The 24,580-nt window shown below is 37.4% G+C and carries 19 protein-coding genes and 5 tRNA genes; 22 read left to right on the forward strand and 2 right to left on the reverse strand.

Going from position 1 to position 24,580, the window contains the following annotated elements:
- Nucleotides 1–5 precede the first annotated feature (5 nt).
- The 21 genes from B5X51_RS09415 to B5X51_RS09515 all read left to right on the forward strand — a co-directional run bounded on the left by B5X51_RS09415 (nt 6) and on the right by B5X51_RS09515 (nt 19,628).
- Nucleotides 6–872, forward strand: a complete 867-nt coding sequence (locus tag B5X51_RS09415; protein WP_079720932.1) for a ComEA family DNA-binding protein — start codon at nt 6–8, stop codon at nt 870–872.
- A gap of 118 nt (nt 873–990) precedes the next feature.
- A complete protein-coding gene (locus tag B5X51_RS09420) occupies nt 991–2,160 on the forward strand; it encodes an acyl-CoA dehydrogenase family protein (RefSeq protein WP_079720933.1) in 1,170 nt (389 codons plus the stop codon).
- A 164-nt stretch (nt 2,161–2,324) separates the two neighbouring features.
- Complete coding sequence (gene rpsU / locus B5X51_RS09425; protein ID WP_070055026.1) at nt 2,325–2,519, forward strand: 30S ribosomal protein S21; 195 nt, start codon at nt 2,325–2,327, stop codon at nt 2,517–2,519.
- Between the two features lie 95 nt (nt 2,520–2,614).
- Complete coding sequence (locus tag B5X51_RS09430) at nt 2,615–3,508, forward strand: tyrosine-type recombinase/integrase (protein ID WP_079720934.1); 894 nt, start codon at nt 2,615–2,617, stop codon at nt 3,506–3,508.
- Between the two features lie 29 nt (nt 3,509–3,537).
- The gene (gene hpf, locus B5X51_RS09435; RefSeq protein WP_079720935.1) at nt 3,538–3,840 is read left to right on the forward strand and encodes a ribosome hibernation-promoting factor, HPF/YfiA family; all 303 of its coding nucleotides are present in this window, start codon (nt 3,538–3,540) and stop codon (nt 3,838–3,840) included.
- A gap of 99 nt (nt 3,841–3,939) precedes the next feature.
- Nucleotides 3,940–4,013: transfer RNA gene (locus tag B5X51_RS09440), tRNA-Thr, on the forward strand.
- Between the two features lie 201 nt (nt 4,014–4,214).
- Nucleotides 4,215–4,296: transfer RNA gene (locus tag B5X51_RS09445), tRNA-Tyr, on the forward strand.
- Between the two features lie 82 nt (nt 4,297–4,378).
- A tRNA-Gly gene (locus B5X51_RS09450) sits at nt 4,379–4,451 on the forward strand.
- A gap of 147 nt (nt 4,452–4,598) precedes the next feature.
- Nucleotides 4,599–4,670 (forward strand) — tRNA-Thr (locus tag B5X51_RS09455).
- A gap of 56 nt (nt 4,671–4,726) precedes the next feature.
- Complete coding sequence (tuf, locus tag B5X51_RS09460; protein WP_079720936.1) at nt 4,727–5,914, forward strand: elongation factor Tu; 1,188 nt, start codon at nt 4,727–4,729, stop codon at nt 5,912–5,914.
- Between the two features lie 62 nt (nt 5,915–5,976).
- Nucleotides 5,977–6,049: transfer RNA gene (locus B5X51_RS09465), tRNA-Trp, on the forward strand.
- Between the two features lie 19 nt (nt 6,050–6,068).
- A complete protein-coding gene (gene secE / locus B5X51_RS09470; RefSeq protein ID WP_079720937.1) occupies nt 6,069–6,266 on the forward strand; it encodes a preprotein translocase subunit SecE in 198 nt (65 codons plus the stop codon).
- An 11-nt stretch (nt 6,267–6,277) separates the two neighbouring features.
- Nucleotides 6,278–6,829 (forward strand): transcription termination/antitermination protein NusG, encoded by a 552-nt coding sequence (gene nusG / locus B5X51_RS09475; RefSeq protein ID WP_057482054.1) that lies wholly within the window; start codon nt 6,278–6,280, stop codon nt 6,827–6,829.
- Nucleotides 6,830–6,905: 76 nt separating this feature from the next.
- Complete coding sequence (gene rplK, locus B5X51_RS09480; protein WP_057482053.1) at nt 6,906–7,343, forward strand: 50S ribosomal protein L11; 438 nt, start codon at nt 6,906–6,908, stop codon at nt 7,341–7,343.
- Nucleotides 7,344–7,361: 18 nt separating this feature from the next.
- Nucleotides 7,362–8,060 carry a 50S ribosomal protein L1 gene (gene rplA, locus B5X51_RS09485; protein WP_079720938.1) on the forward strand — a complete coding sequence of 233 codons (699 nt, stop codon included), beginning with the start codon at nt 7,362–7,364 and terminating at the stop codon, nt 8,058–8,060.
- An 11-nt stretch (nt 8,061–8,071) separates the two neighbouring features.
- The gene (rplJ, locus tag B5X51_RS09490) at nt 8,072–8,593 is read left to right on the forward strand and encodes a 50S ribosomal protein L10 (RefSeq protein WP_079720939.1); all 522 of its coding nucleotides are present in this window, start codon (nt 8,072–8,074) and stop codon (nt 8,591–8,593) included.
- 57 nt (nt 8,594–8,650) lie between these two features.
- Entirely contained in the window at nt 8,651–9,028 is a 378-nt protein-coding gene (gene rplL, locus B5X51_RS09495; RefSeq protein ID WP_079720940.1) for a 50S ribosomal protein L7/L12, read from the forward strand.
- A gap of 128 nt (nt 9,029–9,156) precedes the next feature.
- Entirely contained in the window at nt 9,157–12,969 is a 3,813-nt protein-coding gene (gene rpoB / locus B5X51_RS09500; RefSeq protein ID WP_079720941.1) for a DNA-directed RNA polymerase subunit beta, read from the forward strand.
- 74 nt (nt 12,970–13,043) lie between these two features.
- Nucleotides 13,044–17,345: a DNA-directed RNA polymerase subunit beta' gene (gene rpoC / locus B5X51_RS09505; RefSeq protein WP_079720942.1), complete on the forward strand. Its 4,302-nt coding sequence runs from the start codon at nt 13,044–13,046 to the stop codon at nt 17,343–17,345.
- A 156-nt stretch (nt 17,346–17,501) separates the two neighbouring features.
- On the forward strand, nt 17,502–17,819 hold the full coding sequence (locus tag B5X51_RS09510; RefSeq protein ID WP_079720943.1) for a DUF3467 domain-containing protein: 318 nt from the start codon (nt 17,502–17,504) through the stop codon (nt 17,817–17,819).
- A gap of 228 nt (nt 17,820–18,047) precedes the next feature.
- Nucleotides 18,048–19,628 carry a Ppx/GppA phosphatase family protein gene (locus tag B5X51_RS09515; RefSeq protein WP_079720944.1) on the forward strand — a complete coding sequence of 527 codons (1,581 nt, stop codon included), beginning with the start codon at nt 18,048–18,050 and terminating at the stop codon, nt 19,626–19,628.
- A 3-nt stretch (nt 19,629–19,631) separates the two neighbouring features.
- Here B5X51_RS09515 and B5X51_RS09520 read toward each other — a convergent pair whose 3' ends face one another.
- Together B5X51_RS09520 and B5X51_RS09525 are read right to left on the reverse strand one after the other, a co-directional pair.
- Nucleotides 19,632–21,002 carry an alanine/glycine:cation symporter family protein gene (locus tag B5X51_RS09520; protein WP_079720945.1) on the reverse strand — a complete coding sequence of 457 codons (1,371 nt, stop codon included), beginning with the start codon at nt 21,000–21,002 and terminating at the stop codon, nt 19,632–19,634.
- Between the two features lie 103 nt (nt 21,003–21,105).
- Entirely contained in the window at nt 21,106–22,695 is a 1,590-nt protein-coding gene (locus B5X51_RS09525) for a peptide chain release factor 3 (protein ID WP_079720946.1), read from the reverse strand.
- A gap of 230 nt (nt 22,696–22,925) precedes the next feature.
- Between B5X51_RS09525 and B5X51_RS09530 the strand changes: the two genes are divergently transcribed.
- Nucleotides 22,926–24,524, forward strand: a complete 1,599-nt coding sequence (locus tag B5X51_RS09530) for an OmpA family protein (RefSeq protein WP_079720947.1) — start codon at nt 22,926–22,928, stop codon at nt 24,522–24,524.
- Nucleotides 24,525–24,580 lie beyond the last annotated feature (56 nt).

Genomic DNA, 24,580 nt, shown 5'->3' on the forward strand with positions numbered 1-24,580 from the left:
AAATTATGAAACCGATAAGATCCCATTTTGCGTTCACCAGGAGCCAGCAAAATGGGATTTTTCTTTTGTTATGCATTATAATTATATTTCAGGGAATTTATTACTTTTCAGATTTTTCACCTGAAGATTCAGATGTAGGTTTAACACCTGAAGAGGTAGAGCGTTTTCAGGCTCAGATAGATTCTATTAAATTAGCCAGGGCTGAAGCAGACTCTGTGAAGGTCTTTCCTTTTAATCCAAATTATATAACAGATTTTAAAGGCTATACCTTGGGTATGAGTGCAACAGAAATAGATAAACTACATCGATTTAGAGATGAGAATAAATGGGTTAATTCTGCAGAAGATTTTCAAGAAGTAACAGGTGTTTCAGATTCTTTACTCGCTTCAATTTCTCCCTATTTTAAATTTCCAGATTGGGTAATTAAGGCTCAGAAGGAAAAAGAAAAGATAAGTACAAACCGGGTAATTTCTGTTTCAGATTTAAATAATGTCAAGGCTGAAGAGCTGCAAAGAGTAAATGGGGTAGGTGAGGTGTTGGCAAACAGAATAGTTGATTACAGAAATAAAATTGGTGGTTTTAGAAGTGAGATTCAGTTAAAGGATATTTATGGCTTAAACTATGAAACGCGGGAAGCACTTCAAAGACGGTTTCGTGTTCTTGGAGATCAAAAATTCAGTTTAATCAATATTAATGAGGCGAAAGTTTTAGACCTTGTTGCGGTTCCATATATCAAATATGAGTTAGCCAGAGAAATTATAGATTATCGTCAGTTGCACGAAGGAATCAAATCTTTTGCTGAATTATCAAAAATAGAAAGTTTTCCTTCCGATAAAATTGATAGAATTCAATTATATTTGAGCTTAGATTGAGTATTCGGAATATTGATCTTTTAGGATTTTAGTTTGCCGAATAGTTTTATAAAAAATGCTATTGGTTGATTTGTAAGTCGATAGCCTTGCTTTGGATTAAAAGAAAAAATAATTTAGTATGAATACAATGTATTTTACCGAGGAACACGAACTTTTTAGAAAGAGTTTTAAAGACTTTTTGCAGAAAGAAGTGGTGCCGCATATTGATAAATGGGAGAAATCGGGGACTATAGAACGTTTTATCTGGAAGAAATTTGGTGAGATGGGATATTTTGGTCTTAATCAGCCGGAAGAATATGGTGGGATGGATCTTGATATTTTTTACACCGTTATCTTTCTGGAAGAACTTCAAAAGATAAACAGCGGTGGTTTCGCAGCCGCTATGTGGGCTCATGCATACTTGGCCATGACGCACGTAAATAAAGAAGGAGATGTTGCGATTAAGAAAAAATACCTGACACCCAGTATAGAAGGTGATAAAATTGGTTGTCTTTGCATCACTGAACCTTTTGGAGGGTCTGATGTTGCGGGAATGCGTAGCACCGCCATTAAAAAAGGAGATAAGTATATCTTAAACGGTTCTAAGACTTTTATTACTAACGGAGTGTATTCCGATTATTTGGTAGTAGCTGCTAAAACAGATCCTGATAAGGGAAATAAGGGAATGAGTATTTTTATTGTAGATAGGGATACTGCTGGGATTTCGGCTTCAAAATTGGATAAATTGGGTTGGAGAGCTTCAGACACAGCTGAACTTGCTTTTGATAATGTAGAGATTCCTGCTGAAAATCTTATGGGAGAAGAAGGTAAAGGCTTCTCTTATATTATGCAGCATTTCGCTTTAGAACGTCTTATTATGGGAATCAATGCCCACGCTCGTGCCGAATATGCCCTGGATTATACTTTAGGTTATATGGCAGAGAGAGAAGCCTTTGGGACTACTATAGATAAATTTCAAGCTTTAAGGCATTCGGTTGCAGATATGGCCAGTGAAGTAGAAATGAATAAAGAATTTAATTACTCTATCGCTAAACGCCTAAATGACGGGCAATATGTGGTGAAAGAAGCGAGTATGTCTAAACTGCTTTCTACTAAAATGGCCGATAAGGTTATTTATGATTGTCTACAATTGTTGGGAGGTTATGGTTATATGGAAGATTATCCCCTAGCAAGAATGTTTCGCGATAGCCGCCTAGGCCCTATCGGTGGTGGAACTTCAGAAATCTTAAGAGAGATTATCGCAAAAATGGTGATCGATAAAAAAGAATACAAGCCAGCGGCGAAGTAATCTTTTAGATTAACATTTTTGTGAAAATTCCACTTTTATCGCAAAAATGGTGATCGATAAAAAAGAATACAAGCCTGCAGTGAAATAAATTAAAAATTGGTTGTGGGTTCTTAGATTTAAATTATCTTTGCAGCCTATTTCTAAAGAAAGGGGGTGATGACACTATGTTAATAATACCAGTAAAAGACGGAGAAAATATTGATAGAGCGCTGAAGCGTTTTAAGAGAAAATTCGATAAAACCGGAACAATGCGCCAGCTGAGAAGCCGCCAGCATTTCACGAAACCTTCTGTTGCGAAGAGAGCTCAGCATCAAAAAGCCGAGTATATCCAGCATTTGAGAGATCAGGAAGATATCTAGTAAGGTATAATCGAATTTTTCCGAAGCTATTCGGAAATAAAATATAACTGTTGATAGATTAAAGTTTGCTAACTTTGTTTATCAACAGTTTTTTTATGCCCTTTTCCCAGTTTATAGATTATCTTCAATTAGAGAAAAAATATTCTCCCAATACCCTAACTGCCTATAAAGCTGATTTAAAATCTTTTTCAGAATTTATTTTTTATGAATTTGAGGAAAAAGATTTGAGTAAACTACATTACGCGCAAATTAGAAACTGGATTATTTTTTTGGTAGATGAAGGAGTCTCTAACCGAAGTGTAAATCGTAAAATTTCTTCATTAAAATCTTATTATCGGTTTTTGCAAAAAACAGGAGATATAGAATTTTCACCGCTTGCAAAACATAAAGCATTAAAAACGGCTTCTAAGGTTCAGGTTCCTTTTTCTGAAACTGAAATAAAGAAAGTATTAGACCAAATTGATACTTCAGATTTTGAAGGTTTGCGCGATAGGTTAATTGTAGAACTTTTCTATACCACCGGTGTGCGACGTATAGAATTAATTGAAATTAAACTTCAGGATCTTAACCTTGTAGGAAAACACTTAAAAGTGTTGGGGAAAAGACAAAAGGAAAGAATTATTCCGCTTCTACCTGGAGTGATTTCTAATTTGCAGAGTTATTTAAATAAGCGTGCAGATATAATGGCTGGAAGGGAGGAGGCTTATCTCTTTGTCTCCCAAAAAGGTATTAAATTATACGAAAGTCTTGTTTATAGAATTATAAATAATTATTTTAGTAAGGTATCTGGTAAAATAAAAAAGAGTCCGCATATTCTGCGACACTCATTTGCAACACATTTATTAAACCAGGGTGCCAACCTTAACGCTGTAAAAGAATTGCTTGGTCATTCGAGTCTTGCTGCTACGCAGGTATATACTCATAATAGCATTTCAGAACTTAGCAAGGTGCATCAAATGGCACATCCTCGGAATAAAAAGGTCAATTAAAATAATTGTTTAATTAAATTCTACAGAATATGAAAGTAAATGTGCAATCTGTTAACTTCAACGCCGATCAAAAATTAATTGATTTTATTCAACGCAAATTGGATAGGCTCGAAAATTACTACGATAAAGTTATCTATGCAGATGTCTTTTTAAAAGTTCAAAATACTAGTGGAAAGGATAATAAGATTACTGAGATTTTGCTGAGTATTCCCGGTGGAGACATTATGGTTAAAAAAACCTGCAAGAAGTTTGAAGAATGTGTAGACGAGTGTGCTTCCTCCTTGCAAAGACAGTTGATTAAGCGTAAAGAAAAATTAAGTACACATGTTTAGATATTTTTTTCAAAAAATGTTTTGAGAAAAGAATAATTTATATACATTTGCAGTCCGTTAGAAATAGCGGGCTTTTTTATGCTGAAAAGTAGCGTAAAGGCCGATGTAGCTCAGCTGGCTAGAGCAGCTGATTTGTAATCAGCAGGTCGTGGGTTCGAGTCCCTCCATCGGCTCTTGAAATTTTGAAATAAGTATTTTTTTTAAGTTTAATTTGTTGAAAATTAAGCTGCTAAAAATTTTATAGAAAAATTTTTTAAAAATGCTTTGGACGGTGCTGTTAAATTACCTTTATTTGCAGCCGTTAAAAAAACAAACCGTCATAAAGCTTAGCTGGTTTACAGCTATGGTTCTATGAAATATTGGAAAAATAAATTGGGGAGATACTCAAGCGGCCAACGAGGGCAGACTGTAAATCTGCTGTTTTCAACTTCGCAGGTTCGAATCCTGCTCTCCCCACTTAATTGATTCGGTTTTGGATTTTAAGGTTTAGATGTTTTTGATGTTAAGCTTTAAATAATAATTATTTGGATCAAACAATGCGGGAGTAGCTCAGTTGGTAGAGCGTCAGCCTTCCAAGCTGAATGTCGCCGGTTCGAACCCGGTCTCCCGCTCTTAATTTAAATAACAGGAAGTACGGCTTCTTGTTGTTTTTGATTTATTTTTCCGGTTTGAGAAAAAATAGGGTATCCGTAAGCCAGTATTGGTTTATGGTTTTTCTTGTTTGAACCGGTGAACCTTGAAAGTGGAACTTTCGGCTTGCCGACGTAGCTCAGGGGTAGAGCGTTTCCTTGGTAAGGAAGAGGTCACGAGTTCAATTCTCGTCGTTGGCTCTAGATTGTATTAAATTGAACACTAATATATAACTAAGATTAAATAAGTATTAATTATGGCAAAGGAAACTTATGATCGTTCCAAACCGCACCTTAACATAGGTACAATTGGACACGTAGATCACGGAAAAACGACTTTAACAGCAGCGATTACTAAAGTGATGGCTGATGCTGGATATTCAGAAGCTAGTGCTTTTGATCAAATTGATAATGCTCCTGAAGAAAAAGAAAGAGGTATTACAATTAACTCTTCTCACGTAGAGTATCAAACTGCTAACCGTCACTACGCTCACGTTGACTGTCCTGGTCACGCCGATTATGTGAAGAACATGGTTACTGGTGCTGCTCAAATGGACGGTGCTATTCTTGTGGTTGCTGCAACTGATGGGCCTATGCCGCAAACTCGTGAGCACATCCTTCTAGGACGCCAGGTTGGTATCCCAAGAATTGTTGTGTTTTTAAATAAAGTTGACCTTGTTGATGATGAGGAGCTTTTGGAGCTTGTTGAAATGGAAGTAAGAGATCTTCTTTCTTTCTATGAGTATGATGGAGATAATGGTCCTGTAATTTCTGGATCTGCGCTTGGAGCTTTAGAAGGTGATGAGAAATGGTCTAAGACTGTTCTTGATCTTATGGAAGCAGTAGATGAGTGGATTGAACTTCCTCAGCGTGATGTTGATAAGGATTTCTTGATGCCTATTGAAGATGTATTCTCTATTACTGGACGTGGTACTGTTGCAACCGGTCGTATTGAGACTGGTGTAGCTAACACTGGAGATCCTGTTGAGATTATTGGTATGGGAGCTGAAAAACTTACCTCTACTATTACTGGGGTTGAGATGTTCCGTAAAATCCTTGATAGAGGTGAAGCTGGAGATAACGTAGGTATCTTGTTAAGAGGTATTGAGAAGTCTCAGATTTCTAGAGGTATGGTGATAACTAAGCCTGGATCTGTAACTCCTCACGCTAAGTTTAAAGCAGAGGTTTATATCCTTAAAAAAGAAGAAGGTGGACGTCACACTCCATTCCACAATAACTACCGTCCTCAGTTTTACGTACGTACAACTGATGTAACAGGAACAATTAGTCTTCCTGATGGTGTTGAGATGGTAATGCCTGGTGATAACCTTACCATTACTGTTGAGCTGCTTCAGACAATCGCAATGAATGTTGGTCTACGTTTCGCTATTCGTGAAGGTGGTAGAACAGTAGGTGCTGGACAGGTTACTGAAATTTTAGACTAATTACAGTTTATATATAAATAGGTTTCCCGCGAGGGCGGGAAACCTTCCTTTATAATATATTTACGGGTTTAGCTCAGTTGGTAGAGCACTGGTCTCCAAAACCAGGTGTCGGGAGTTCGAGCCTCTCAACCCGTGCAAATACCTTAAGAATCACATGGCAGGAATTGGCAATTATATATCAGAATCTTACAACGAATTAACAAACCACGTTACCTGGACAAGTTGGCCCGAAGCGCAAAGGTTAACCATATTGGTAGCGGTTTTTTCTATAATTTTTTCTCTGGCTATTTGGGGAATTGATACCGTTTTTAGCTCGGCTATTGAGCAATATTTCGAATGGATTAAATCTTAAAAAATATTACAATGGCAGAGGGAAAGGAAAAAAAATGGTATGTAGTTCGTGCCGTTAGCGGTCAGGAAAATAAGGTTAAAGACTATATTGAGAAAGAGGTTAACCATCTTGGGATGGAAGATTATCTTGATCAGGTTTTAGTTCCTACCGAAAAAGTAATTCAAATTAGAAATGGTAAGAAAGTAAATAAGGAACGTGTTTACTTCCCTGGTTACGTAATGATTCAGGCTAGTCTCGATGGTGAGATGCCGCACGTGATAAAAAATATTAACGGTGTTATTGGCTTTTTAGGTGAAACAAAAGGAGGAGATCCTGTTCCGCTTAGAAAATCTGAAGTGAATAGAATGCTTGGTAAAGTAGATGAACTTTCAGTAAAAACCGATAATGTTGCGATACCTTTTACTATTGGAGAAACCATAAAAGTTATAGACGGTCCGTTTAATGGCTTTAATGGTACAGTAGAAAAGATTAATGAAGAAAAGCGTAAGCTTGAGGTAATGGTAAAGATTTTCGGAAGAAAAACACCATTGGAGTTGAGCTATATGCAAGTAGAAAAAGTATAATATTTTTAGTTACATATTTTTTGATGGTTTTTTAAAGCTTCCACTCTAATAAACTATCACCTTAAAAATTTAGAAAATGGCAAAAGAAGTAAGTAAAGTTGTAAAACTACAAGTTCGTGGAGGTGCTGCTAACCCATCACCACCAGTTGGACCTGCTTTAGGTGCTGCCGGGGTAAATATCATGGAATTCTGTAAGCAATTCAATGGTAGAACCCAGGATAAACAAGGTAAAGTATTGCCGGTTGCGATTACGGTTTATTCAGATAAGTCTTTTGACTTTGTGATTAAAACTCCTCCAGCTGCGGTACAATTGTTGGAAGCATCTAAGAACAAAAAAGGTTCAGGAGAACCAAACAGAAAGAAAATAGCAAGTGTTTCTTGGGATCAGGTTAGAACTATTGCAGAAGATAAGATGCAGGATTTAAATGCCTTCACCGTAGAATCTGCAATGAAAATGGTTGCTGGAACAGCGCGTTCAATGGGAATAACTGTAAAAGGTGATGCACCGTTTTAATCCAAAAAGAAATTAAAAATGGCAAAATTGACTAAAAAGCAAAAAGAAGCCCAATCTAAGATCGAGAGCAATAAAGCATACTCGGTTGCAGATGCTTCTGCTTTAATTAAAGACGTTGCTAACGAAAACTTTGATGCATCTGTGGATTTAGCGGTTCGTTTGAACGTAGATCCTAGAAAAGCTAACCAAATGGTAAGAGGTGTAGTAACCCTTCCACACGGTACTGGTAAAGATGTTAAAGTTCTTGCATTAGTAACTCCAGATAAGGAGGAAGAGGCTAAAGAAGCCGGAGCTGATTATGTTGGTCTTGATGAATATCTTGACAAGATAAAAGGTGGATGGACAGATGTTGATGTAATTATCACTATGCCTAGCGTAATGGGTAAATTAGGACCATTGGGACGAGTGCTTGGACCAAGAGGCCTGATGCCTAACCCAAAAACAGGAACTGTAACTATGGATGTTGCTAAGGCAGTATCTGATGTTAAAGCTGGTAAGATTGACTTTAAAGTTGATAAAACCGGTATAGTTCACGCTGGAATTGGGAAAGCATCTTTTGACGCTGAAAAACTTGCTGGAAACGCAAGAGAATTATTAACTACTTTAGTGAAGTTGAAACCTCAGGCATCTAAAGGTGTGTATATCAAAAGTATCTACATGTCTTCTACAATGAGCCCGAGCGTTCAGGTTGATACTAAAAGGTTCACTGAGCAATAATAGTATAGATTATGACAAGAGAAGAAAAATCAATAGTAATTGAAGATTTAACTGCCCAGTTAACAGGTAATTCTGTAGTTTATTTAGCAGATATATCTGGCCTTGATGCCGGAACAACTTCTAACTTGCGTAGAGCTTGTTTTAAAGCTAACGTAAAGCTGGCGGTAGTTAAGAATACATTGCTTGCTAAAGCTATGGAGGCTTCAGATAAAGAATTTGGAGAACTTCCTTCAGTTTTAAAAGGCAATACATCCATAATGTTTTCTGAAGTTGGTAATGCACCAGCTAAAGTAATTAAAGAATTCAGAAAGAAAAACGAAAAGCCACTTCTTAAAGGTGCTTTTGTTGATGAAGGAATATATGTAGGTGATGATTACCTGGATACCTTGGTTAACATTAAGTCTAAAGAAGAAGTTATTGGAGATATCGTTGGATTATTACAATCACCTGCTAAGAATGTTATTTCAGCACTTAAATCTGGTGGAGGTAAAATCTCTGGAATTCTTAAAACACTTTCTGAAAAGGAAGGATAGTTTAGTACGCACTTTTTAACAAATATAAATTAAAGAACTTTTTAAAAACGATAGAAAATGGCAGATTTAAAAGATTTCGCAGAACAATTGGTTAACTTAACCGTAAAAGAAGTAAACGAGTTAGCTGATATTTTAAAAGAAGAATATGGTATCGAGCCTGCAGCTGCTGCAGTAGCTGTTGCTGGTGGTGCTGCTGCTGGTGGAGGTGAAGAAGCTGAAGAGCAAACAGAATTTGATGTAATTCTTACTGCTCCAGGTGGATCTAAACTAGCGGTTGTTAAGCTTGTAAAAGAGCTTACCGGTCTTGGTCTTAAAGACGCTAAAGCATTAGTAGATGGCGCTCCAGCTCCAGTAAAAGAAGGAGTTGCTAAAGACGAAGCTGAAGCACTTAAATCACAGCTAGAAGAAGCAGGAGCCGAGGTTGAGCTTAAATAAGCTTGACGAAAGCAATATTATTTAGGTTTAGACCTCAGGATTCGCTCCTGAAGGTCTAAACCCTTTTGCGTATATAGAGGATAACCTATAGCGCGCCCGTTTTTTTATAAATTATAATCCGTCCATTGATGTTAGCAAAGCAAACTGAAAGAGTGAGTTTCTCTTCTGTAAAGAACAGACCTGATTACCCGGACTTCCTGGATATCCAGATCAAGTCTTTTCAGGACTTCTTTCAATTAGAAACCAAATCAGAAGAGCGGGGAAATGAAGGTCTCTATAATACCTTCCTGGAAAACTTCCCAATTACGGACACCCGTAATCAATTTGTACTAGAATTTTTAGATTATTTTGTGGACCCGCCAAGATATTCCATTCAGGAGTGTATAGAGCGTGGTCTAACGTATAGTGTGCCACTAAAGGCTAGATTAAAACTATATTGTACTGACCCTGAACACGAAGATTTTGAAACCATCGTACAGGACGTATATTTGGGAACTATTCCTTACATGACTCCCAGCGGTACTTTTTGTATCAATGGGGCAGAGCGTGTAGTAGTTTCTCAGCTTCACCGTTCTCCCGGAGTTTTCTTTGGACAATCATTCCACGCAAATGGAACAAAACTTTATTCTGCCCGTGTAATTCCTTTTAAAGGTTCATGGATAGAATTTGCTACCGATATTAACAGTGTGATGTACGCTTATATCGATAGAAAGAAAAAATTACCTGTTACTACACTTTTCCGTGCTATTGGTTTTGAGCGCGATAAAGATATTTTAGAGATTTTTGACCTTGCTGAAGAGGTTAAAGTTTCAAAAACAGGACTTAAAAAAGTATTAGGTCGTAAACTAGCGGCCCGTGTATTGAATACCTGGTATGAAGATTTTGTAGATGAAGATACAGGAGAGGTAGTTTCAATAGAACGTAATGAGATCGTTTTAGATCGTGATACAGAACTTGAAAAAGAGCATATAGAAGAAATTCTTGAAACCGGAAGTAAAACTATTCTTCTTCATAAAGAAGATAACCAAACCGGTGATTATGCCATTATTCATAATACATTACAAAAAGACCCTACCAACTCTGAAAAAGAAGCGGTAGAGCATATTTATCGTCAACTTCGTAATGCAGAACCGCCAGATGAGGAAACTGCTCGTGGAATTATCGATAAATTATTCTTCTCAGATCAGCGTTATAGCCTTGGAGAAGTAGGTCGATATAGAATGAATAAAAAATTAGGTCTTGATGTGGCTATGGATAAGCAAGTGCTTACCAAAGAAGACATCATCACCATTATTAAATATTTGATCGAGCTTATTAATTCTAAAGCTGAGATTGATGATATTGATCACTTGTCTAACCGTCGTGTTAGAACTGTAGGTGAGCAATTATCTCAGCAGTTTGGAGTTGGGCTTGCTCGTATGGCTCGTACCATTCGTGAAAGAATGAACGTTCGTGACAACGAGGTATTTACCCCGATTGATTTGATTAATGCGAAGACACTTTCTTCTGTGATCAACTCTTTCTTTGGTACCAACCAGTTGTCTCAGTTTATGGATCAAACTAACCCGCTAGCAGAAATTACGCATAAGCGTAGGCTTTCTGCACTTGGGCCAGGTGGTTTATCGAGAGAAAGAGCAGGGTTTGAGGTACGTGATGTTCACTATACTCACTACGGAAGACTTTGCCCTATTGAAACTCCTGAAGGTCCAAACATTGGACTTATCTCTTCACTTTCAGTTTATGCTAAAGTGAACGGAATGGGATTCATTGAAACACCTTACCGTAAAGTTGAAGATGGAAGATTAAATCTTTCTGAAGAACCTATTTATTTAAGTGCTGAGGAGGAAGAGGATAAGAAAATTGCCCAGGCTAACATTCCACTTAAAGAAGATGGTACTATAGATTCAGATAGGGTAATTGCGCGAATGGAAGGTGACTTCCCGGTAGTAGATCCTAAGGAGATACATTATACTGATGTTGCGCCAAACCAGATTTCGTCTATTTCGGCTTCGTTAATTCCGTTCCTGGAACACGATGATGCGAACCGTGCCTTGATGGGATCTAACATGATGCGCCAGGCACTACCATTACTTCAGGCAGATTCTCCAATTGTGGGAACCGGTCTTGAGCGCCAGGTAGCTACAGATTCTCGAGTATTGATTAATGCTGAAGGAGAAGGAGAAGTAGAATATGTAGATGCCAGAAAGATTATCATTAAGTACGATAGGACTGAAGAAGATAGAATGGTGAGCTTTGATAGTGATTCAAAGAGCTATAATCTTATAAAATTCCGTAAAACCAACCAGGGATCTTCTATTAACCTTAAACCAATTGTTAGGGTTGGCGATAGAGTTACCAAAGGACAGGTTTTATGTCAGGGATATGCTACCGAAGCAGGGGAACTTGCTCTTGGTCGTAATATGAAGGTTGCTTTTATGCCCTGGAAAGGTTACAACTTTGAGGATGCGATTGTAATCTCAGAAAAAGTGGTAAGAGAAGATATTTTCACTTCTATCCACGTAGATGAGTATTCTCTTGAAGTTCGTGATACTAAATTAGGTAACGAAGAATTAACTAATGATATTCCCAACGTTTCTGAAGAGGCTACAAAAGACCTTGATGAACACGGGATGATTAGAATTGGTGCAGAGGTTAAACCTGGAGATATTCTTATTGGTAAGATTACTCCAAAAGGAGAAAGTGACCCAACACCAGAAGAAAAATTACTTCGTGCTATCTTTGGAGATAAAGCCGGTGATGTTAAAGATGCATCGCTTAAAGCTTCTCCATCTTTAAATGGTGTGGTAATAGAGAAGAAACTCTTTGCTCGTGCTATTAAGGATAAGCGTAAAAGAGCACAGGATAAGGAAGATGTTGCAGCACTTGAGAAAAAGTACGATGCTAAATTCGCTAATTTAAAGGCGGAACTTGTAGATAAGTTGTTTACTATTATAGGTGGAAAAACTGCTCAGGGAGTTCAGAATGATCTTGGCGAAGAGGTAATGCCAAAAGGTAAGAAGTATACGTTGAAAATGCTTAATTCAGTAGACGATTATACACACTTAACTCACGGTACCTGGACTACAGATGATCATTTGAACACTTTAGTAGCAGACCTTATTCACAACTATAAGATCAAGGAAAACGATCTTCAGGGTAACTTAAGAAGAGAGAAATTTACGATCTCTGTAGGAGATGAGCTTCCTTCTGGTATCCTTAAACTTGCTAAGGTTTACATCGCTAAGAAACGTAAACTAAAAGTAGGTGATAAAATGGCGGGACGTCACGGTAACAAAGGTATTGTTGCAAGAATTGTTCGCCAGGAAGATATGCCATTCCTTGATGATGGTACACCGGTTGATATCGTGTTGAACCCACTTGGGGTACCTTCACGTATGAACATTGGTCAGATTTACGAAACTGTACTTGGATGGGCAGGACAAAAGCTTGGTAATAAATATGCAACTCCAATTTTTGATGGAGCTACCATAGACCAGATTAACGAGCTTACCGACGAAGCCGGAATTCCAAGATATGGGCACACCTATCTTTACGACGGTGGAACAGGAGATCGTTTTGACCAACCTGCAACAGTAGGGGTAATCTATATGTTGAAACTAGGACATATGATTGAAGATAAGATGCACGCCAGATCTATTGGACCATACTCGCTTATTACACAGCAACCACTTGGTGGTAAGGCACAATTTGGTGGACAGCGTTTTGGTGAGATGGAGGTTTGGGCACTTGAGGCTTATGGAGCATCAAGCACCCTGCGTGAAATCTTAACAGTGAAGTCAGATGACGTGATAGGAAGGGCTAAAACTTACGAGTCTATCGTAAAAGGAGAGCCTATGCCAGAACCCGGCCTGCCGGAATCTTTCAACGTACTTATGCACGAATTGAAAGGTCTTGGTTTGGATATTAAATTAGAAGAATAAAATACTGTTTTAAAGGGGTGTTACGGCATCCCTGAAAACAGGTTTTTCACAATAATTATAGCAGCAGAGTTATTATGGCTAGAAATAATGATAAGAATACAGTAAAGAGATTTGATAAAATCTCTATCGGTTTGGCTTCCCCGGAATCTATCCTCGCAGAATCTCGTGGTGAAGTTCTAAAACCGGAAACTATCAATTATCGTACGCACAAACCTGAGCGTGACGGTTTGTTTTGTGAGCGTATTTTTGGTCCTGTAAAGGATTACGAATGTGCCTGCGGTAAATATAAAAGAATACGTTACAAAGGAATTGTTTGTGACCGTTGTGGGGTAGAAGTAACCGAAAAACAAGTACGTAGAGACCGTGTTGGGCACATTAATTTGGTAGTTCCTGTAGCACATATCTGGTATTTCCGTTCTTTACCTAACAAAATTGGATACTTGCTTGGTCTTCCATCTAAGAAATTAGATATGATTATTTACTACGAACGTTACGTGGTAATTCAGGCTGGTATTGCTAAAAACGAAGAAGGTGAACCATTAAAGAAAATGGACTTCCTTACTGAAGAAGAATATCTAAACGTTTTAGATAGCCTTCCGCAGGAAAATATGTACTTAGAAGACAGCGACCCAAATAAGTTTATCGCTAAAATGGGAGCCGAATGTCTTATTGAAATATTAAGAAGAATAGATCTTAACGAACTTTCTTACGAGTTAAGACATAAGGCAAATAACGAAACTTCAAAACAACGTAAAACTGAAGCGCTTAAGCGTCTTCAGGTTGTAGAAGCTTTCCGTGATGCCAATAACAATCGCGAGAATCTTCCGGAATGGATGATTATGAAAGTGGTTCCTGTAATTCCACCAGAATTACGACCTCTTGTACCTCTTGATGGTGGACGTTTCGCGACTTCAGATTTAAATGATCTTTATAGAAGGGTTATTATTCGTAACAACCGTCTAAAAAGATTAATGGAGATCAAAGCTCCTGAAGTGATTTTACGTAACGAAAAACGTATGCTTCAGGAATCTGTAGATTCATTGTTTGACAATACCAGAAAATCTTCAGCGGTGAAAACAGACTCTAACCGTCCGTTAAAATCGCTTTCAGATTCTCTTAAAGGTAAGCAGGGGCGTTTCCGTCAAAACTTACTTGGTAAACGTGTAGATTATTCAGCGCGTTCGGTAATTGTTGTTGGGCCAGAATTGAAAATGCACGAATGTGGTCTTCCAAAGAATATGGCTGCTGAGCTTTACAAGCCTTTCGTAATTAGAAAATTAATTGAAAGAGGAATTGTAAAAACAGTTAAATCTGCCAAGAAAATAATAGACAAAAAAGAGCCGGTAGTTTGGGATATCCTTGAGAATGTTCTTAAAGGACACCCGGTATTACTTAACCGTGCTCCTACGCTTCACCGTTTAGGTATCCAGGCATTCCAGCCAAAACTTATTGAAGGTAAAGCGATACAATTACACCCATTAGCCTGTACGGCATTTAATGCCGATTTTGATGGTGACCAGATGGCGGTGCATTTACCGCTTGGGCCCGAGGCTATTTTAGAAGCTCAGTTATTAATGCTTGCTTCTAACAATATTCTTAACCCGGCAAATGGTTCACCAATTACAGTGCCGTCTCAGGATATGATTCTTGGTCTTTATTATATGACCAAGTCTAGAAAATCTACAGACGAGGTTAAGGTTAAAGGTGAAGGGCTTACTTTCTATTCTGATGAAGAAGTGGTAATCGCTTACAACCAGAAGAGAGTAGATCTTAATGCCGAAATTAAGATCCGCGCAAAAGATTTTAATGAAGTAGGTGAGTTAACTTACCAAATCATAGAAACTACAGTTGGTAGAGTATTGTTTAATCAAGCTGTACCAGAGAAAGTAGGTTATGTGAATACTGTATTAACCAAGAAAAACCTTAGGGATATTATTGGTGAAGTATTAGCTAAAACTAGCGTTCCTGAAACCGGAGAATTCCTTGATGCAATTAAGGAAATGGGTTATGGATACGCATTCCGTGGTGGACTTTCTTTTAGTTTAGGTGATATTATTATCCCTGCTGAGAAACAAACTATGATTGATGAGGCTAACGAACAGGTTGAAGGTATTGTAGGAAACTATAATATGGGGCTTATTACCAATAACGAGCGTTACAACCAGGTGATTGATATCTGGACATCTACCAATGCCGGTCTAACCGAATTGGCAATGAAACGTATTCGTGAAGATAAGCAAGGTTTCAACTCTGTGTTTATGATGCTTGACTCTGGTGCTCGTGGGTCTAAAGAACAGATTCGTCAGCTTACAGGTATGCGTGGTCTTATGGCCAAGCCTAAGAAATCTAACTCTGGTGGAGGTGAAATTATTGAAAACCCAATTCTTTCTAACTTTAAAGAAGGGCTTTCAATTCTTGAATACTTTATCTCTACTCACGGTGCACGTAAAGGTCTTGCCGATACCGCACTTAAAACTGCCGATGCGGGTTACTTAACACGTAGATTGGTTGATGTTTCGCAAGATGTTATTGTAAATGAAGAAGATTGTGGAACTTTAAGAGGTGTAGAAGTTAAACCACTTAAGAAGAACGAAGAAATTGTAGAATCTCTTGGAGAACGTATTTTAGGACGTATTTCTCTCCATGATGTTCTTAACCCTTCTAATAATGAACTTTTAGTAGCTTCAGGCGAAGAAATTACTTCAGAAATTGTTACCAAGATTGAAAATGCTCCAATAGAGAGTGTAGAAGTAAGATCACCACTAACCTGTGAAGCTAAAAAAGGAATTTGTGTAAATTGTTACGGAAGAAACCTTTCTACCAATAAACTGGTACAAAGAGGTGAAGCTGTAGGTGTTGTTGCTGCGCAATCTATTGGAGAGCCCGGTACACAGTTAACGCTACGTACTTTCCACGTGGGAGGTATTGCAGGTAACATTTCAGAAGATAACAAACTTGAGGCTAAATTTGACGGTATTGCAGAAATTGAAGACCTTAAAGTTGTAAAAGGGGAAGCTCCTGATGGCAGCCAGGCTGAGATTGTTATTTCAAGAACAGCCGAGCTTAAAATAAAGGATTCAAAAACCGGAGTGGTATTGAGTAACAATAATATTCCATACGGTTCTCAAATCTTTATTGATAACGGTGCTAAGGTATCTAAAGGTGATGTGGTTTGCCAATGGGATCCATATAACGGTGTAATTATTTCAGAATTTGCCGGTAAAATTAAGTATGAGAACGTTGAGCAGGGTGTTACTTACCAGGTAGAAATCGATGAGCAAACAGGATTCCAGGAAAAAGTAATTTCTGAATCTCGTAATAAAAAGCTTATTCCAACTTTACATATTTTAGGTAAAAAAGACGAAGTAATTCGTTCTTATAACCTTCCTGTAGGGGCTCACCTTATGGTAGACAACGAAGAGAAAATTGGAGTTGGTAAGATTTTGGTTAAGATTCCTCGTAAATCATCTAAAGCAGGTGATATTACCGGTGGTCTTCCAAGGGTAACCGAGTTATTTGAAGCTCGTAACCCATCTAATCCAGCTGTAGTTAGTGAGATTGATGGTGTTGTTTCCTTCGGAAAAATAAAGAGAGGTAACCGGGAAATTATTGTTGAATCTAAATTGGGAGAGGTTAAGAAATACTTAGTGAAGTTATCTAACCAGATCCTTGTTCAGGAAAACGATTATGTTCGTGCAGGTATGCCACTTTCTGATGGTTCTGTTACTCCAGAAGATATACTTAATATCAAAGGACCGAACGCAGTACAACAATATCTTGTAAACGAAGTTCAGGAAGTTTACCGACTACAGGGTGTGAAAATTAATGATAAGCACTTTGAGGTTGTAGTAAGACAAATGATGCGTAAGGTTAGAATTCAGGATCCGGGAGATACTATTTTCCTTGAAAACCAACTTGTTCATAAATCAGATTTCATTGAAGAGAACGATAAAGTCTTCGGAATGAAAGTGGTTGAAGATGCAGGTGATTCTGAGAACTTAAAACCAGGTCAAATCGTTTCACCAAGAGAGCTTAGAGATGAGAATTCTTTGTTAAGACGTGAAGACAAAAACCTTGCAACTGCAAGAGATGTAACCGCTGCAACCGCTACACCGGTTCTTCAGGGTATTACTCGAGCATCGCTACAAACAAAATCGTTTATATCTGCGGCTTCCTTCCAGGAAACTACCAAAGTATTGAACGAGGCTGCCGTAAGCGGTAAAATCGATAAGCTTGAAGGATTAAAAGAAAATGTAATTGTAGGGCATAGAATCCCTGCAGGTACAGGTATGCGCAAGTACGATAGCATTATTGTTGGTTCTAAAGAAGAATTTGACGAAATGATGGAACACAAGCAAGAAGTTAATTATAACTAATAGCTATAAAAAGAGCCGCAAACGCGGCTCTTTTCTTTTTATAAAATGAGGAATCCCGATCTAAAGTCGGGATTTTTTGTACTTTTATATTACGCGATAAACAGAGCGCTCCGATGTTTTCTTCGGAATCTTTTAAATAAAATTCAATTTAATATTATGAGTGAAGAAAGTAAGAAACCTAAGAAAGGTCAAATAAATATAGAACTTGATGAAGCTGTAGCAGAAGGAACTTATTCTAATTTAGCTATTATTAATCATTCAGTTTCAGAATTTGTGGTAGATTTTGTGAATATTATGCCAGGCAGGCCTAAGAGTAAAGTTAAATCAAGAATTATTTTAACCCCACAACATGCAAAGCGTTTGTTAAAAGCTTTGAACGATAATATTCAACGTTTTGAAAAAGCTCACGGCGAAATTAGAGATTATGAAAAGGCACCAATGCCATTAAATTTTGGACCAACCGGTCAGGCCTAATTTTACTCGATAATCGAGATTTGGTACTCCGAAGCTTGCCTCGAAATTAAAAATATTATTTGCTATAAATTTCTCGTGAGCTTGCTCCGAGGTAGTTTGCCTAAAATATATTTTAAAAGCCTCATGGATTCTATGGGGCTTTTGTTGTTTAAAAAACTATGGTAAAAGCTTGAAAAGTTTTTTATCAAATAATACTTAACTTAGAAGTATAGCTAAATACCGCAAACAATGACCGATAATATTTCTAAATCTGAAGCCACAAAACGAATAGCCGCAATAGATCTTGGTACTAATTCTTTTCACGCTGTTTTGGTGGATATTTACCCTGATGGTAGTTTTCGTACAGTGAATAAACTAAAAGAAATGGTTAGTCTCGCCGAAAAAGGCCTGGAAGATAGATTGAGCAGGGAAGCAATGGATAGGGGAATGGAGGCACTAAAGCGAATTAAGTTTTTATGTGATAGCCATAAGGTAGAAAACATTCTTGCTTTTGCTACCAGTGCTATTCGTGAAGCTGAAAATGGAGGTGATTTTATTAAAGAAGTAGGTGAGAATGTTGGAATAAGGGTGCGTGCTATTTCTGGAAAAATGGAAGCGGAAATGATTGGCTTGGCGATAAAGCATGGCATTGTTTTAAGTGAAGAGATGGTGCTAATGGCAGATATTGGTGGCGGAAGTGTAGAATTTATTATTGGTAACAACAAAGAATTTATTTATTACAATAGTTTAAAACTGGGAGTTGCCAGAATGACTGCCACATTTATAGACTCAGATCCTATTAAGGAAGAGGATATTAAAAAGCTGCAAAATCACTTTAAAAAAGAACTCAATGAAATAATCAAATTAGCTAAAAAACATAATGTGAAAACTATTATCGGTTCTTCCGGAACTATGGAGAATATTGGCCAGATGGTCGCCAGTAGAAAATCCCTAACCGCCGAGAGGAGTCTTAATGAACTGGAATTTAGCGCGAACAATTTTAATGATCTATATTCAGGTTTTATAAAACTCGATAGAAAGCAGCGTGAAAATGAAAAAGGTCTTGAAGAAAAAAGGATCGATATTATTAATTCTGGGATGGTTTTAGTGAATTTCCTAATTGATAAATTGAGCATTGAAAGTATTAAAATTTCTGAAGGCGCACTTCGGGAAGGAATGATCCTGAATTATATTAAAAATAAAAAAGATCAGCTCAACCTGGATCTTGTAGCACATTTTAAAGATCCACGACGTAGAAGTATTTACGAATTACTGCGAAAAACCAATTGGCCTGAAGCTCATTCCCGGCATGTGACTAATTTTTCACTACAGTTTTTTGATGAATTTAAAGAAGAATTGAGTTTAAAAGAGTCTGACAGGGAATTGCTGGAATACGCCAGCTTAATGCACGATATAGGTTATTACATCTCTTATCGAAAACACCATAAACACGCTTTATATCTTATTAAATATTCAGATTTACTCGGCTTTAAAGAAGATGAGATCAATATTATGGCTAATGTAAGCAGATATCATAGAAAGTCTACGCCACATAAGCGCCATAAGCCATACAAACAGTTGAATAAAAAGTTACGAAAAAGAGTGAAAAAGCTTTCGGCTATCTTAAGGGTTGCCGATGGCTTAGATCGCAGTCACTACCAAAACGTACAAAAGCTGGAAATAAATAATAAAGAAGAAACTATTGAATTATTAATAACCACCCATAGTGATCCCGAACTTGAAATTTGGGGTACTTTGCGAAAGGGCGATCTGTTAGAAAAACTAACCGGAAAAAAGCTAAAGGTTTTTCAGGTTTTCGATAAGAAATAAGAACTATTCTTTAAGTTTCTTAAAATATATTCTTGCGGCTTTCATAACCCTTGGAGCTAAAATTAGTGTCGAGATCATTGTTGGAATTGCCATAAGGGCAAAGAAACCATCGATGAGATTAATCATCATACTTAAAGAAGTAGTGGCTCCCAAGAGAATACTTATAATGTAGAAATAATTATAATAATGTTTATTTTCTGCACCGGCCAAATAGGAGAGACATTTTGTTCCGTAGTATGAAAAAGAAAATAATGACGAAATACTAAATGCTGAAATACAAAGTAATAAAAGGTAATCTCCAACATAAGGAATGGCATCTTCAAAAGCAGCTGCAGTAAGGCTTACACCATTCACATCTGTAGTTTGCCAAATTCCCGTTACTAGAATAGCAAGTGCGGTAAGCGTGCATACTATTAAAGTATCTATAGCCGGTCCCAGCATTGCTACAAGTCCTTCTCGTACCGGTTCTGAAGTTTTGCTGGCTCCATGAGCCATTGTAGCGGTTCCTATACCGGCTTCATTAGAAAAAGCTCCTCTTCTTACTCCAAGAATAATTAAACCACCCAGCACGCCGCCAAGCATTGGTTCACCTTTATAATTTTCCGCAGCAAAAGCATCTGTAAATATTGATGAGAAATAATAAGGCACAACATCAAAATTCACAATTAAAATAATAATTACTGAAATAAAATAAAGCGCCACCATTGCCGGCACCAGTTTAGAAACGGTTTTGCTTATTCGTTGTAATCCACCAAGGATCACTACCGAAGTAAGAATAACCAGAATAATCCCGATAATAAGGTTGGTGCCAAAACCGGTAGGAATATTATTGGGTTCTAATAGAATGTAATTTATTGCCTGTGTGAGCTGATTTACGTTGAATACGGGTAAAGCACCAATAAGTCCCGCTACACTAAAAAAAATGGCCATAAACTTCCATTTTTTTCCAAGGCCTTCTTCAATAAAATACATTACCCCGCCTTGAATATTCCCTTGTGTATCCTTACCTCGGTACATAACAGCCAGGGTATTGGTAAAAAATTTTGTGGCCATCCCAACCACTGCACTAACCCAAAGCCAAAAAATAGCACCCGGCCCGCCCAGAGCTATAGCTACAGCTACGCCGGCAATATTTCCCATGCCTACGGTAGAGGAAAGGGCGGTAGAAAGTGATTGAAAATGATTTATTTCCCCTGGATCATTGGGGTTGTTAAATTTTCCTCGAAGCAGGTCTAATGAATGCCCCAGGTATCTAAACGGAAGGAAATTAGATAAAATAAGCAAGTAAAATCCGCCGCCAATTAATAAAATTACCAAAGGAAGTCCCCAAACCGCTGATGCGAATTGGGAAATGAGTTCATCTAATGCATCCATAAAACCTTAATTACGCCGAAAATATATGAAATTAAGTCCTATCTAACACAGCACATTAATAGGTTTCTTTTCGCTTATTGCTTATTGTTTTAGAATCAGACGCTTAGAATTCTGAAGTAAAATGAAATTTAATATTCGGATATTTATCGCGGGTCATTTGCAAGGAAAATTGAGAGTCTGCTAAAAATACCAATTGTCCTTTTTTATCTTTGGCCAGATATTTTGATTTTAACCTTTTGAAATCTTTAAATTCTTCGCTTTTTTCGTCTTCGGCTTCAATCCAGGTGGCTTTGTAAACATTTAGATTTTCGTAAGTACATTTAGCACCGTATTCGTGTTCTAACCTATATTGAATAACTTCAAACTGAAGCGCCCCAACGGTTCCAATAATTTTTCTTCCGTTTAACTCCAGCGTAAAAAGTTGAGCAACCCCTTCATCCATCAACTGGTCAACTCCTTTAGCGAGCTGTTTTGATTTCATAGGGTCGGCGTTGTTGATATATCTAAAATGCTCCGGAGAGAAACTTGGAATTCCGCGGTAATTTAAATTTTCACCTTCCGTAAGTGTGTCACCAATTTTAAAATTTCCGGTATCATGCAATCCAACAATGTCTCCCGGAAACGAAACGTCTACAATTTCTTTTCTTTCAGCAAAGAAGGCATTAGGGCTGGAAAACTTAAGGTTTTTATTATGTCTTACGTGCAGATAAGCTTTATTTCGCTCAAACTTTCCGGAAACAATTTTTATAAAGGCTAATCTGTCGCGGTGTTTAGGATCCATATTTGCGTGAATCTTAAAAACGAAACCGGTAAACTTTTCTTCATCTGGTTTTACCAGGCGTTCTTCACTTTCTTTGGGTCTTGGAGTAGGTGCAATATTAATAAAGCAATCTAACAATTCCCGAACCCCAAAATTATTTAAAGCTGAACCAAAAAACACGGGTTGCAAGCGACCTTCCAAATAAGCTTCTTTATCAAATTCAGGATAAACACCTTGAGCAAGTTCCAATTCTTCTCTTAAATTTTCAGCAGCATCATCTCCAATTAATTCATCTAATTCATTAGAAGTTAAATCAGAAATTTCAATAGTATCTTCTATATCCTTTTTAGGATCACCGGTAAATAGGTTTACATTCTTTTCCCAAATATTATAGATTCCCTTAAAGTCGTAGCCCATTCCAATTGGGTAGCTTAGTGGAGTGACGGTAAGATTTAATTTTTGTTCAATCTCATCAAGTAATTCAAATGCATCTTTACCTTCCCTGTCCATTTTATTGATAAAAACAATCATTGGGATGTTTCGCATTCTACAAACTTCCACGAGTTTTTCAGTTTGTTCCTCTACACCTTTAGCAACATCTATCACCACAATCACACTATCAACAGCGGTTAAAGTTCTAAAAGTATCTTCAGCAAAGTCCTTGTGTCCCGGGGTATCCAGGATATTGATTTTTATATCTCTATATTCAAAAGCTAAAACCGAAGTCGCTACCGAAATTCCCCTTTGGCGTTCAATTTCCATAAAGTCACTGGTCGCGCCTTTTTTGATTTTATTAGATTTTACCGCACCCGCTTCTTGAATTGCACCACCAAAAAGCAGCAATTTTTCGGTAAGCGTGGTTTTACCCGCGTCGGGGTGGGAAATAATTCCAAAGGTTCTTCTTCGTTTTAGTTCTTTTTGAAAACTCTTCATCTATAAAAATATTAACGGGCCTCCTGTTTACTGTATAGTAAAGCTTAGAAAACCTTTATGGTAAATGCTAATTACCGGAGTTTACTCCAAATAATTCAGAGCTGCAAAAGTACTATTATTTTGAGGAAAATTAAGGATTATTTAAAAGCGCCTTTTATAAAACACCTGAAGGGGTTATCAAAAAAATCTTAAAAACTTTAAGCTTTGAAAACATTCATTATTTTTACATTATGGGGCAATTTCTTAAAAGAATAATGGTTTTTTGGGCCATTTCATTAATGGGTTTAACTTTTTATGGTCAGTCTGGGAAGCATCAAATAGCTAAGGGTGCTTACGTGATTAATATGGGGGTTAGCCCACAAACCGCAGAAAACTCTTTACAGGCTTATGGGTTGATCTATAGCTTGTTGAAATATGAGAAGATTGAAGTTAAATGGATCATTAAAACTGATAAAATAAAAGACGGGGCAGATTTCACCTACCGTGATACTGCTTTTAGGGGAGGCACATTTATTATTCCGGTTTCTTATATAACTACTGATGTAAAGAAATTAATTGCTGCATGGGAAGAAAAAGGAGTTGTTGGATTGTATATAGAGGAATCTATTCTAGTTCCAGTTTTTACCAATTTGTCTATAGCCCCTCAATGGACCTTAGATAGGGAAAATGGCTATATTGCTTTGCCTTTTTTTAAAGCTGCTGGAATCCCTGCGAAGGCTTATGGCGGAAGTAATAGAGAGAAGTGGAAAAGACCTGAAGATCTTGGGGTGTGTGATGATATTTTTGTGATGCCCCATGCAGATCCCGGATTTAATTCTCATAAAAACCTTTATGTTTGGAATCGTAAATATAAAGGAGCAATTTGGGCAGGTTGCCATGCAGTTAGTATCTTAGAAAATCTTACCGGGAAAATAAAACTTGAAGATAGTGATAGCACTTCATTTATTCAGTTAAATTTTTTAAGTGCCGGGTTTCCGGGAGCTCAAAGTGCCGGTTTAATTCCGTATAGAGAGCATAGTCACGGGACACCACCTTTTCAAAATTCACTACCGGCAGATCCGGTTGCCCAGTATATTGGTAGCCCAGATAAAGCGCACTTAAATGGTTCTGAAAGAATTTTTCTTCCGAAGAAAATAAACAGGTGGCGCAGGGGAACAAAGAAAATAGTAATAGATGCTGATGCGCCAGATATTCCTGAAATTTCTGAAGATACTGCAGTCATTACAGCTTATGGACACGCTTATGGAAATACCAAAAACGGTCTGGTGATGTACCAGTCAGGACATAGTATTTACGGTAGAAACCCTGAGAATATTGCAGCTATAAGAGCCTTTTTTAACTGGAGTTTCTATGCGACAGAAGTAAAAAGAAGAGAAAATGCATTGGAATTTAGAGATAGAAGAGGTGTGCCAATAGTTGATACTAAAGTTGGGGACGATCTTACTGCGGCCTTAAAATTAAGCCCCATCCATTTTGATCTTGATAAAGCTGAAATTAGAATTAATGACAAACCGGCTTTAGATAGTATTGCCAATTTTATGAAAGATTATCCTGCTCTCTTGCTGGATATAAGATCACACACCGATAGCAGGGCGAATGATGCATATAACTTAAAACTTTCTGAAAGGAGGGTTAAGACTACCACTGAATATTTAATTGAACAAGGCGTTTCCGGTTCGCGTATTACGGGAAGAGGTTATGGCGAAACAGAATTGACTAATCCCTGTGGAAATAATACCGGATGCACTGAAACAGAGCATAAGAAAAACAGGCGATCAGAATTTATTTTAAGCATAGATTGTGATATATATTCTCAAAAAAGGTTTTAGTTAATTTTTATAGTTTTACTCGATAATCGAGATTAAATGCTCCGAGGCTTGCCTCG

This window comes from Salegentibacter holothuriorum, assembly GCF_900168045.1.
Lineage (GTDB): Bacteria > Bacteroidota > Bacteroidia > Flavobacteriales > Flavobacteriaceae > Salegentibacter > Salegentibacter holothuriorum.